General features: G+C 52.3%; 14 protein-coding genes and 3 pseudogenes. 8 read left to right on the top strand and 9 right to left on the bottom strand.

The genetic code is table 11. The features are described 5' to 3' along the window. Positions 1-4: 4 nt before the first annotated feature. Together HX812_RS29715 and HX812_RS29710 are read right to left on the bottom strand one after the other, a co-directional pair. Positions 5-208, bottom strand: coding sequence for a DUF4142 domain-containing protein (locus HX812_RS29715; protein WP_038844005.1), 204 nt, complete (start codon positions 206-208; stop codon positions 5-7). 45 nt (positions 209-253) lie between these two features. After that, positions 254-463: a general stress protein gene (locus tag HX812_RS29710; protein WP_080642363.1), complete on the bottom strand. Its 210-nt coding sequence runs from the start codon at positions 461-463 to the stop codon at positions 254-256. Between the two features lie 261 nt (positions 464-724). Here HX812_RS29710 and HX812_RS32545 point away from each other — a divergent pair, with 261 nt between their 5' ends. After that, positions 725-1,018 (top strand): DUF1652 domain-containing protein, encoded by a 294-nt coding sequence (locus HX812_RS32545; RefSeq protein ID WP_080642362.1) that lies wholly within the window; start codon positions 725-727, stop codon positions 1,016-1,018. 660 nt (positions 1,019-1,678) lie between these two features. On the opposite strand, the pseudogene HX812_RS29700 reads toward HX812_RS32545, so the two are convergent. Beyond that, positions 1,679-2,513 (bottom strand): annotated as a pseudogene (locus tag HX812_RS29700) (tyrosine-type recombinase/integrase); the annotation flags it as partial. 89 nt (positions 2,514-2,602) lie between these two features. Here HX812_RS29700 and HX812_RS29695 point away from each other — a divergent pair. Next, positions 2,603-3,017 (top strand): annotated as a pseudogene (locus tag HX812_RS29695) (transposase); the annotation flags it as partial. Positions 3,018-3,190: 173 nt separating this feature from the next. On the opposite strand, the gene HX812_RS29690 reads toward HX812_RS29695, so the two are convergent. Continuing rightward, positions 3,191-3,481: a helix-turn-helix transcriptional regulator gene (locus tag HX812_RS29690; RefSeq protein WP_038844000.1), complete on the bottom strand. Its 291-nt coding sequence runs from the start codon at positions 3,479-3,481 to the stop codon at positions 3,191-3,193. Between the two features lie 99 nt (positions 3,482-3,580). On the opposite strand from HX812_RS29690, the gene HX812_RS29685 reads away from it, so the two are divergent. Genes HX812_RS29685 through HX812_RS29675 form a run of 3 tightly spaced genes read left to right on the top strand, consistent with a single transcriptional unit; the run spans position 3,581 to position 4,707 of the window. Then, a complete protein-coding gene (locus HX812_RS29685) occupies positions 3,581-4,120 on the top strand; it encodes a hypothetical protein (protein ID WP_038843998.1) in 540 nt (179 codons plus the stop codon). Positions 4,121-4,160: 40 nt separating this feature from the next. Beyond that, positions 4,161-4,409 carry a hypothetical protein gene (locus HX812_RS29680; protein ID WP_080642360.1) on the top strand — a complete coding sequence of 83 codons (249 nt, stop codon included), beginning with the start codon at positions 4,161-4,163 and terminating at the stop codon, positions 4,407-4,409. Then, on the top strand, positions 4,399-4,707 hold the full coding sequence (locus HX812_RS29675) for a hypothetical protein (RefSeq protein WP_038843997.1): 309 nt from the start codon (positions 4,399-4,401) through the stop codon (positions 4,705-4,707). The genes HX812_RS29680 and HX812_RS29675 overlap by 11 nt, the downstream gene beginning before the upstream one ends. 884 nt (positions 4,708-5,591) lie before the next feature. On the opposite strand, the gene HX812_RS29670 is transcribed toward HX812_RS29675, so the two are convergent. The 3 genes from HX812_RS29670 to HX812_RS29660 all read right to left on the bottom strand — a co-directional run bounded on the left by HX812_RS29670 (position 5,592) and on the right by HX812_RS29660 (position 6,995). Beyond that, the gene (locus HX812_RS29670) at positions 5,592-5,864 is read right to left on the bottom strand and encodes a hypothetical protein (RefSeq protein WP_038843994.1); all 273 of its coding nucleotides are present in this window, start codon (positions 5,862-5,864) and stop codon (positions 5,592-5,594) included. Between the two features lie 214 nt (positions 5,865-6,078). Next, positions 6,079-6,699, bottom strand: coding sequence for a helix-turn-helix domain-containing protein (locus HX812_RS29665; RefSeq protein ID WP_038843992.1), 621 nt, complete (start codon positions 6,697-6,699; stop codon positions 6,079-6,081). Then, positions 6,696-6,995 (bottom strand): AlpA family transcriptional regulator, encoded by a 300-nt coding sequence (locus HX812_RS29660; RefSeq protein ID WP_038843991.1) that lies wholly within the window; start codon positions 6,993-6,995, stop codon positions 6,696-6,698. Before HX812_RS29660 ends, HX812_RS29665 begins: the two co-directional genes overlap by 4 nt. Positions 6,996-7,104: 109 nt before the next feature. Here HX812_RS29660 and HX812_RS29655 point away from each other — a divergent pair, with 109 nt between their 5' ends. Further along, positions 7,105-7,689 carry a hypothetical protein gene (locus HX812_RS29655; RefSeq protein ID WP_038844007.1) on the top strand — a complete coding sequence of 195 codons (585 nt, stop codon included), beginning with the start codon at positions 7,105-7,107 and terminating at the stop codon, positions 7,687-7,689. Between the two features lie 68 nt (positions 7,690-7,757). Here the strand turns inward: HX812_RS29655 and yidD are convergent, their stop codons facing one another. Both yidD and HX812_RS29645 read right to left on the bottom strand, forming a co-directional pair. Then, a complete protein-coding gene (gene yidD / locus HX812_RS29650) occupies positions 7,758-7,964 on the bottom strand; it encodes a membrane protein insertion efficiency factor YidD (RefSeq protein WP_080642359.1) in 207 nt (68 codons plus the stop codon). Continuing rightward, positions 7,961-8,188 carry a hypothetical protein gene (locus HX812_RS29645; protein WP_038843989.1) on the bottom strand — a complete coding sequence of 76 codons (228 nt, stop codon included), beginning with the start codon at positions 8,186-8,188 and terminating at the stop codon, positions 7,961-7,963. Before HX812_RS29645 ends, yidD begins: the two co-directional genes overlap by 4 nt. 445 nt (positions 8,189-8,633) lie before the next feature. Here HX812_RS29645 and HX812_RS29640 point away from each other — a divergent pair, with 445 nt between their 5' ends. Continuing rightward, entirely contained in the window at positions 8,634-9,008 is a 375-nt protein-coding gene (locus tag HX812_RS29640) for a hypothetical protein (protein WP_038843987.1), read from the top strand. Between the two features lie 118 nt (positions 9,009-9,126). Beyond that, a pseudogene (locus HX812_RS32540) lies at positions 9,127-9,432 on the top strand (hypothetical protein); the annotation flags it as partial. Between the last annotated feature and the right edge of the window lie 3 nt (positions 9,433-9,435).

Genomic DNA, 9,435 nt, shown 5'->3' with positions numbered 1-9,435 from the left:
TACTTCAGACCATCCTTAGGCGAGCAAATAATTTTATGTCGGACGAATTGCTCTTCTCCAAGGCTAACTTGCTGTTCTCAATTTCAGCAATTCCTTTTGTTGTTGCCGATGAGACAAAGCTAGCAGGATGCTCAGCTAGGGCAAATGTCGTAACGCTCAGAAGTACAATTAAGCAAAAAATTCGCCAAGTAGCAGATATGAAGGCCATTGGTTTTCCTCCTTAAAAGGGGAGCCTTAGCTCCCCCCGGTTGCGTTAGGAGTTTTTCTCGCCGCCGTGGCTATGCTCGCCGCCTTTTTTGCCTGCTTCTGACGCTTTTTCCGGATCATTGGCAAAGTTTCCGCCAGAACCTGATGTATTTCCTCCGCTGCCGTGCCTATGCTCGCCACCTTTTTTACCTGCTTCAGAGGCTTTTTCGGGATCGTTTGCGAAATTACCAGGATTCGAATTTCCAGTATTAGCCATGATTTTCTCCTCGTGTCGAAAATTTTGCAAAGGCGATATGCCTTGAGAAATATGAGACTGGGGTGGGCTATTAATTCTAAAAATCTTGGAATATGCCGACGAGCGGGATGATGGCTTTATAGTGCCAATCGGCAGTAAAAGGAGTTTCTGCCCTAGAAACAGCAGGTTAGTCAGACTTTTATTTAGGTGGTCTATCAACTAGAATAAAAGCATGAATTTTATATATATCTGCATGCAATTATAAATATAAGGAATTTCAACATGCCGCTTTATGGCTTGTCGATTTTAGAAATGCGCCATTTAATCGAATGCACGTTTTTGCCAATCCGATGTAAATGCACGCTGGCCGGCACAGGATCTCCCGCGCTTAGCATTCAAATAATTTCACTTGTAGACAACTGTACTGAGCTTTTGATAGCAATAATTGATATCAATTCTCTCAATACTAGTCGAGATATAGCAAATTTGGTAGCCGAAATAAAATACGAATTACATAATAAAACCCCCCTTCACCCTATTCTAACGTCGCTCTCAAAACAGCGTTCGCATTTATAAAGGAGGATGTCTGGTGAGCTTTATTCTTAGTTATAATTGTAACGGCAAATGTATTATAACGAAGCTGTCGATAGATAACATGACCCGATATGCCGCCGTTTGCTACGCCTTGCTCCAATCAGGCGCGGCGACGAAAGCTGAACAAACCGTCTGGCCTGATACTTACGCAGTTATCGTTGAAGTTGCAAACCAACTTGGTATCACCAATATTCAATTTCAGAAGACGGGCGAGGATTCTTGCAGATAGCACAACTGCTTTGAACTCCCGAAATATTGGAGAAAAACGTCCTGATTATGGAGCAGAGCAAGAGTCTCTTGAGAACTTGTCAGGTGTTCAGTGCGCCTGTGGAAAATGTGACAGGTAACTGCGTGTAAGAGCGTTATCACGCTATAGGTGCTTTTCATCGTAGGGTGGTCAAGCTGATGGCGGGGCCCCCGCCGTGTAGCGGAGGGTACCGCGTCCGCAAGGCCGACTTTTCAGGCCGTATTCGGCTTCACCGCGCACAGTGCCGCCAGTCTTCGTTTGGTAGTGGAGTGGCTTCGCCACCCCGCGCTCCCCCAGCTCTGGTCGACACCAGCCAGATAACAAGGGCGGAGCCCTTGGTTTTATTTCACCGTCCAAGGGTCACCCCTGGCCGCCGGAGGCGGCAGCTTCCTAACTCAGTATTTTACCTTATACGTGGGTGAGTCCTCGGGGCGCTGCCCACGCCGATCATACAGCCGGGTGGTGCTGATATTGGCGTGGCCCAGCCACTCTTGGACCTTGGCGATATCGACATCATGCTCCACGGCGTTGGTCGCGGCCGTGGCCCTAAGCCCGTGCATGCCAAGGCCGTCGACGTGGATGTCCGCCGCCCGAGCCCACTGCGCTATGACTGAGTAGATTCCGTTCGCGCTGATGCCGGCGCCGGTGGTGCTACCGCGTATCGAGCGGAACAGCGGGCCATTGCCCGGCTGCCCGTTGCTGTCGCGTTCATGGTATGCGTAGATCCGCTCGGCCGCGACCGGGTGCAATGGCAAATAGCGGGTCTTACCACCCTTTCCTCTCACTTGCAGGTGCTTTATGCCTCGACGGTCCTGCAGGTCACCTGTCATCAGCTGCGCGGCCTCTTCACGGCGTAGGCCGTGGTAAGAAAGCACAGCCAAAATGGCGCGGTCCCGAATCCCCTTCAACGTCCAGCCATCCGGCACGATAGCAATAGCTTGGCCTGGTCATCATCCAGTGCCGGCGTCTTGCCCTCATTGGATTCAACACGGGGCCGCTTGACGCCGTGCACAGGGTTGCCGCCAGCGACAGCGTTGCTTTCCAAAAGATGATCAAACAGGCTGGCCAGCGCAGCGAGTTTTCGTCGGATAGTGGCACCGGCCAGGCCCCGGGTTTCCAGCTGGGCGCGCCAGGCCAGCACGTGCGCGCGGGTGACCGCGCGGAATACCTCCGCGCCGGTGAACCTGACATACCCGCAAAAGTCTCCCAGTCATTTTGATACGCGCGGCGGGCAAGCGCCTCAGATTAATTTGCAGGTCCTGGGCCCCCTTCTAGAGGCGCTGGGGCCGACACTTACGATAAGGGATAGGCAAACGGTTATGTTTATTACTAATAGCAACGATAAAAGTGGTGAGCTTTTGGGTCAGGAGCGGCGCCGCCGCTGGAGCCCAGAGCAAAAACTGGCCATGGTTCGTGAGACTCTTGAGCCAGGCAAAACGTTTCGGTGGTGGCCCGGCGCAACGGTATCAATGCCAACCAGCTGTTCCTGTGGCGCAAGCTGTATCAGGAAAGGCGGCCTGTCGGCCGGCAGTGCTGGCGAAGCCGTGGTGCCTCCCTCCGAGCTGAGTGATGCGCTCAAGTAGATCTGTGAGCTGCAACGGATGCTGGGCAAGAAAACGAAGGAAGCAGAATCCTCAAAGAGGCCGTGGAGATCGCCCGGTCGCGGAAATGGATTGCACACTCACCCTTGTTGCTGGGGGACGACCGGTGAAGCTGGCCAGCGTATGTCTCGGTCCGACAGTACGGCAGCCAAGGTGGCTAGAGAAGGAACCAGATGCTCGGTGTCTCTTTTAGCTTTGGTAGCGAACCCTCGTTGCGTCTGATACCGACGATACAGCTCTCCATGGCCCGTAGTTCCTAGTAACGATTAATCGTGAATTGTATCGGTGCCTGATAATGATCGTCGCTCAATGGCGCTCCTTTGCCGTAGTCGTCCGAATGGTCTCCGCATTCCCACAGCTAAGAGCTTGCTCGAAGGATTTGGTAAAGCTGATTAGGTCACTATCCAGGACATGACACAAATCACGAAGCTGAACCATATCCAGCCGTCTAACCCCTCTCTCCACATCACTTATGAACGATTGCGGCCTCGCTAACGCAGTAGAGCATTGTGCCTGGGTCATGCCTGATGCAACCCGCATGCGCCTCAGCACCTGCAGAAAGATCACGTGCTCACGTCGATAAATAGCTTTGGTCATAGCCGTGTCCGTGCAAGGTTCGGCTGATCAAGCTATAACTGCTTTTCAGATATCTGATTTTCAGTTATTTTGTTTTGGTTCAGTTGAGTCGGAGGCTGCATGAGACTGGTCTGGGAGTTACTTCGGGTGGCATGGGCTGTCGGGTGTCTGCCGGTAGGCGCGCTTTTACTTGTTATGATGGTTTTTTCTGGCTTCAACCTGCCATTCTTTCTAGGATTCACGAGTGGCGAAGATCCAGCCCTTCGGTGGCTGTTCTGGGTCTTGATCCTCTACTTCATCGGAGGTATATGGCTATTCTCGCGAATCAACCAGAGCTATGCCCAAAAGCTAAGGAGAATAGTCGCTGGCTATCAGGCTGACGGGTTCCATCCCGAGGTGGAGGTGTTCGCCAAAATCAACGATGCCTACGTGGGTCTCGATCTGCAATCGAACAGGTTGCTAGCCTACCCATTAGGTCAAAACGGCCATCTCTTCCGTTTGGATGAGATTAGGTCCTGGCGGATTCTTGCGGGCGGTAAAAGCAGTTATCGACTGGAGCTGTTGACCAGCGATCTGGCTATCCCGACGTTCAGCCTAGCGCTTAAGGCGGCGGACGTAACCAGTACGGAGGCACGGCTGCGCGCAGTCTTCGGCATCTAACCGGCTGATGGCCCTTCACTTACCCATTCGGAGTAGCTCGATGACCGACTTAACGGCTGGCAATGGTTGGCAGGTAGATATCGTTCAACTGAAGCTGGCCAATGCCACCATGCGTTTGGCGAATCAAGCGCTGGTTTCTGATGACGTTGCCACTTTATCGGCTCTGGGGTTTTCGCATGCCCACATTCGAGAGCTGAGGCGCAAAGGTGGCTTCCGATCATCGTCCATTGCGCAGAACACTCGAATGATCAATTGCCTACAGAAAAAAGAACCTGCACATGCTCATTGATTACATGCCGTTGAGAATCGCCTCGGGCGTCCTGGGGGCTAAGACCACTGAGTCTGTCCGCCGATCCACTTCGTATCATGCATGCGGCTGGCGGATTCTTGATCGCTGGGCGTTTAATTCCCCCGAACGACTTCAGGCACTTGAAGCGCAGGGAGAGCTACTGCTTTTAGTGCGGTTGCTTGAACAGCAAACCGTCGAACATGAGGCGCTCATTTCGTACCGAGGACTGACGCAGCGGGAGCAGGGGCTGACGGATCATGAGATTCTTGCGCTGTACGGTATATCTACTGAGTTGTGAGCTAGCCGTTGCATCGGGTTCCGCCAAATTCTGCGGTCATTGGTTTCAGTGGGGTCTCGGGGCTTGCCCTGAGCAGGTACGGTAGGCAAAGCAAAGAAGTGAAACGACTGCAGCGTGCCGCTTGTAAGTACGCCATTCATGGCGGGAGTACAAACCCTACCCTGTCCCAGTTCTTATCCACCAAATGGTTGCAGCCGTAGTGGACGATTTTGGCCAGAAAAGTTGTCTGTACGTAGGTGCTGGATTTCTTGGTCCTTAATGAATAAAAGCATCGTTGGGGAGGGGGCAGGGGAATCGTCCAATGACTCGATAAACACAAGAATCAGACGCCATCGGCCTGACAAAATTGATCATCAAAATATTTTGCGAAGTGAGCGCGGTAATTTTCAGAAAACACCGCAACACGACGCTGTACAAAGCAGGGTGTTGGCTGTGATGGTATCGGTATTGTGAAGTGCGCGCATTTGCCGTTGGTGACTGTGCCTGGATCACTCGGGCAAAGAAGATAAAAACATCTGGGAGCACAGGGAAAGGTAGATCTGGTGATGCTGAGGGAGGCATTCGGTAGGCAAATCTGGGTACGTTATCCATATCTGGAGTAAACGCTATGAGTGAAAGCTGGATGAAGAAAATGTGGTCGCTTGCACTGCGACGGAAATCTGTAGAAGCGATAAACGGGGGTAAGCCGTTTACCAGGTGCGGAACCCTCATGGTCTATTCGGGTAAGCTCAAGCTGATACCTGAGCTCATTCCCGAGTCAAACCTGCCGGATGCTCCACGCCGTCCGATTTAGCTCTAGGGCGGCATCCCGGATAGCTTAGCGCACGTTAGTCAAAGCGGAACGTGCTAACGATACGCTCCTCGCGTAAAGCCGGTGCGCAGGGCTAGCTGCTCAGACTACCTTCCTGATCAAACAGAGCTCTGGCAGAGGGGCCATAGGTCGCGATGACATTCTCGATGGTATCCCGGTCGTTACAGTTCAAACTGCGGGTCAGGTCGAAGAGGGTGTTTCGCTCTGCTTTCCACTGGCTGATGATTTCAACATTCGGTTGGGCTTTCTTCCGCTCGTAGAAAATCGACTCGGAACGGAGCGCTATCAAACAACCCAAGAGGTCCTGGGCGATTTCCAGTCTATGAGCATCTGATGGTTGGATCATCGTTGAGACCTCCTGCTGATCGTTATCATGGCTTGCCGCGTTCCTAGATCTTGTCGGGTCGCGAGCAGTAATTGCGTTCCAACTGATATGGTTTTCTCTCTTCTTGTATGAGTGACTCTGTGTCACCTCAAATCAGGTTACACATGTCACACAGTCACCTGAAGTGAGCGCATGTATGCCACCCTGTCACGTGACTGGCGGTCCTGTGTATAACTCATGTTTTGGTCGCCTTACGCTCCCGGATCGAGTTCCGGATAGACAGCAGCTTGGTGTAGATGTCCGGATTGCTCTCGGCCAAATGGTCCAAGTCAGTTTGGCTGATCTGGAAGCCAATGTTGGTCTGGTTCCCGATGATCTGTAGGTTTTCGATGTGAATACCTTGGCCGACTGCCTCCCTGTTGAAGAGCATACGTTTCAGCTCCTCAACCGTGCTTTTGATCTGGGCCGGGCGGTACTCCCACTGTGCTTGGCCTCTGGGTCTGCCTTGCGAGTCGCTAATCGCGATTTTTTCCGTGAGCCTATATTCGTTATGTTTACGGGACCGCGTTCTGCTGATGTAGCCTCGGGTTTCAAGCGTTTTGATCTCGCGCATAGCCTGGCGCGGACTGATCCCAGCTTTGCGAGCGATGGTGGGGATTGAGGGAATAGACAGTCCTGTTCTGAGATCGCAGTGGGATTTGATCACACAGTAAACCGCGAATGCATACGGACCCAGCTTTGCGAGTTCGTGATCCACCATGGCCTGGAAAATGTGAAACCAATAGGTGTTGGATTTCAATTGGTCCTGTGGTTCCTGCCCGGTGGCGGCATCAACCGATAATTCCAGCTCACTCATTTCCGAGCCTCCACCTGCGCCTTCTTGGTAGGGCGCCCGACTTTATGTGGTCCTCCGGTCGATGCTTGCGTGAGGAGAGGCGCCGATGTGATTGCGCCGGTACGCATCCACTGCCTGAGATCACCCAACCGCCATCGCAAACGTGAGAGGCCAGGAACGGGCTCAAGACCGGGAAGTTTGCGCTGACGAACTGTCAGAGCACTGAAGCCGGTCAATGCAGCGACCTCGGCGACGCCGATCAGTACGTCATCTGTTAGCTTCTGAATCTTTTGAATGGTTTCGTAATCGATGCTCATCGTGGCTGTCGCTCGGCTGCTATGGAATGCCTCCAGCTTTCTCCATGCGACTACGGATTTACTAGGACACCTTTTTGACATATGCGCGAATAAGCCAAAGAATGACCCCATGCAGTCACACATTCCTGATTTAGATGCCGACCCGGATGAAGCCTTCCAGCTTGTTTTTCGTGAACTGAAACGTCATGAAGAAACGGGCCGGAGAAATTTTGTTGTTCGTGCTCCTGTAGATCTGCTTGAGTACCTCTTCTCAGCAATTCTGCGCAAGTCTGGGATGTCGCGGGTTTCGCTTGAGCTGCAGCTGACGAAGTTGGGAGTTTACGGATTCAAAGAAGAAGATGGTCGGATTCTGCGGCGGTATTTGAGCGGCCATACACGTATGGCGTGGTCGACCTACCAGCGTTTGATGCTGTGGGCGTTATCAAGCGGCTGGATCAGCACCTGGGTTTTCCGCGACTTGGCTTTCCGGTCGCATGAGCGAGAAGCTGCTCAGCTTTGCGCACGCAAAATAGTGAACACTCTCAAACGCCGGACGACGCTCCCTGATTTGACCAAGGAGCAGGTTGTCGCGTGTTTCTATGAGGTTGATCTGCTTATGCAGCAGGGGCGCGATCAGGCTGCGGCTACCCGCTTGCGAACCGACTCAGATACTAGAGAGCTTGTCCTGTCTCTTGAGTTTGGCGTCGATGATTAAAGCTCATGCCCGCAGTGGTGGGAGCTCTCCCGCAGTGATGTGGTTTGCTATCCCAGTCATGCGCGAGATCACGGGAGATCCTGCCCGCCATTTGGATACTGGCACCTGCAGATGCGTCCGGCTGCTTCAAGGCAGCCATTCGCAACGCCATGCTTTTCGATGGCCTTGATCGCGTAGTTAGAGCAGGTCGGTTCGAACCGGCATGCGTCTCGCAATCGGGCTGGTGCGACTCGCTGATACCAGCGAATTGCAGCGATGGCGAATCCCTTAATCACCGCGGCTTGCGCAACGAAATGACATAGTATTGGCTCAAGACATCTTTCTTACCCAGCAACGCATCGAAGCACCCAGGCTTGACCGAGACACCAATAGTATCGATTCGATAAAACTCCCAACCATCCTCCGCATGAGTGTTCACTACGTTCTGTAGATAGGCCGCTGCCTCATTTCCGCGCTGTTCCTTTGCTCGAACCTCAATGTTCGGCGGTACCTGAACCATTTTTGTAGATATACATCCTTGATAACCCTGCAAATGCTTGCATTCCCTTGAATACAAATCGCGGCAGCTTTATAGCTTGGCTAGGACCGGATGAAAAGCTTCGCTGCCCATGATGCTTGGCGAACCACAAATATTCTATCATGGGGCGCGCCTTCGGGAACGTTTGGTCAGGAGCTGCCAAGGGAGTGCGTCGGCCGGTGGACTGCGATTTGCCCTGTCTGCGGTGCTGGGCGAGGACAAGATTTTGATGTCAATCGGCTTTGCTGTCTGTGGATAATCGTAAAAAATGCTATCATTTGCTAGCTTCGGGTGACTTTCACAGCCCTTCGCCGTCTAACAGCATGTACACATCCGCTCATAGGAGGAGGGATCATGACTAACATTCAAAGCATCTGCTCCGTCCTAAACACTCACGGAATGTCGAAAAAAACATCTGTCTAGCATCATGCCTGAATGGTGGTCTGATGAGGTGGAGACGACGCCGGGTGGCGCTCAGCGAGCGAAAATCTATCTTGCGAAAGCGCTAAACCTTCAAGTCCGCGCATTCAGTGAAAATCCTCCACGTGTAGAATTCGATCTACCTGGGGAAAAGCGGTTCAAGCTATCTGCTAAGACTTCAGAAAATGATGTGGAATTGGCTGTTGCGTTAGCTCGAAGTGCGTCGCGCATAGCTATTGGTGCTTTGGAGAGGGATTTCACTCAGCCCAATGAAAGCGCTTCAGCTATCAGGGATCATATTCTCGCTACCGGCGCGAAGTGGGTGGGGCTGCTGAGCTTATCGACCTTTGCTGGGCTTATGGCATCCCCGTTCTGCATTTAGCCTCGCCACTGCTTGCCAAGAAAAAAATGGACGGAATTGCCATGTCCATTAACGGACGTCCTTCCATTGTTTTGTCGAATGTACGGAAAAGCGGCTTCCTTCTCTTTCACTTAGCCATGAAATTGGACATATCGCACTAGGCCATCTCGGGGCTAATAGCGCAATTGTCGATGACGACTTCGAAGAACAGGCTAAAAATTCGAAATCTGCTGATGAAGTAGCAGCTGATCGTTTTGCATTAGAACTATTAACAGGCAACCCGGATTTTACGCTCAGACTGCAGACAAAAATGAAGGCGGAGCCGCTTGCGCGACTTGCCGCATCATCTGCGGTTGAGATGAAAATTGCACCGTTCCAACTGGTAATGAGTTGCGCTCATGGCGACTCTATATATTATGCTCTTTATGTGGCTCTTCGCATTTAAGGG

This window comes from Pseudomonas sp. IPO3749 (assembly GCF_013386605.1).
In the GTDB taxonomy this organism is placed as follows: Bacteria; Pseudomonadota; Gammaproteobacteria; order Pseudomonadales; family Pseudomonadaceae; genus Aquipseudomonas; species Aquipseudomonas azotoformans_A.
This window is presented reverse-complemented; position numbering and strand designations above follow the sequence as displayed.

What these genes read in the sequence shown, in the direction of transcription:
- HX812_RS29710 (WP_080642363.1), bottom strand. Translation starts at nt 463, where the DNA reads ATGGCTAATACTGGAAATTCGAATCCTGGTAATTTCGCAAACGATCCC.
- HX812_RS29680 (WP_080642360.1), top strand. Translation starts at nt 4,161, where the DNA reads ATGACCGACTTAACGGCTGGCAATGGTTGGCAGGTAGATATCGTTCAA.
- HX812_RS32545 (WP_080642362.1), top strand. Translation starts at nt 725, where the DNA reads ATGCCGCTTTATGGCTTGTCGATTTTAGAAATGCGCCATTTAATCGAA.
- HX812_RS29670 (WP_038843994.1), bottom strand. Translation starts at nt 5,864, where the DNA reads ATGATCCAACCATCAGATGCTCATAGACTGGAAATCGCCCAGGACCTC.
- HX812_RS29640 (WP_038843987.1), top strand. Translation starts at nt 8,634, where the DNA reads ATGCCTGAATGGTGGTCTGATGAGGTGGAGACGACGCCGGGTGGCGCT.
- HX812_RS29645 (WP_038843989.1), bottom strand. Translation starts at nt 8,188, where the DNA reads ATGGTTCAGGTACCGCCGAACATTGAGGTTCGAGCAAAGGAACAGCGC.
- HX812_RS29660 (WP_038843991.1), bottom strand. Translation starts at nt 6,995, where the DNA reads ATGAGCATCGATTACGAAACCATTCAAAAGATTCAGAAGCTAACAGAT.
- HX812_RS29685 (WP_038843998.1), top strand. Translation starts at nt 3,581, where the DNA reads ATGAGACTGGTCTGGGAGTTACTTCGGGTGGCATGGGCTGTCGGGTGT.
- HX812_RS29715 (WP_038844005.1), bottom strand. Translation starts at nt 208, where the DNA reads ATGGCCTTCATATCTGCTACTTGGCGAATTTTTTGCTTAATTGTACTT.
- HX812_RS29675 (WP_038843997.1), top strand. Translation starts at nt 4,399, where the DNA reads ATGCTCATTGATTACATGCCGTTGAGAATCGCCTCGGGCGTCCTGGGG.
- HX812_RS29665 (WP_038843992.1), bottom strand. Translation starts at nt 6,699, where the DNA reads ATGAGTGAGCTGGAATTATCGGTTGATGCCGCCACCGGGCAGGAACCA.
- HX812_RS29655 (WP_038844007.1), top strand. Translation starts at nt 7,105, where the DNA reads ATGCAGTCACACATTCCTGATTTAGATGCCGACCCGGATGAAGCCTTC.
- HX812_RS29690 (WP_038844000.1), bottom strand. Translation starts at nt 3,481, where the DNA reads ATGACCAAAGCTATTTATCGACGTGAGCACGTGATCTTTCTGCAGGTG.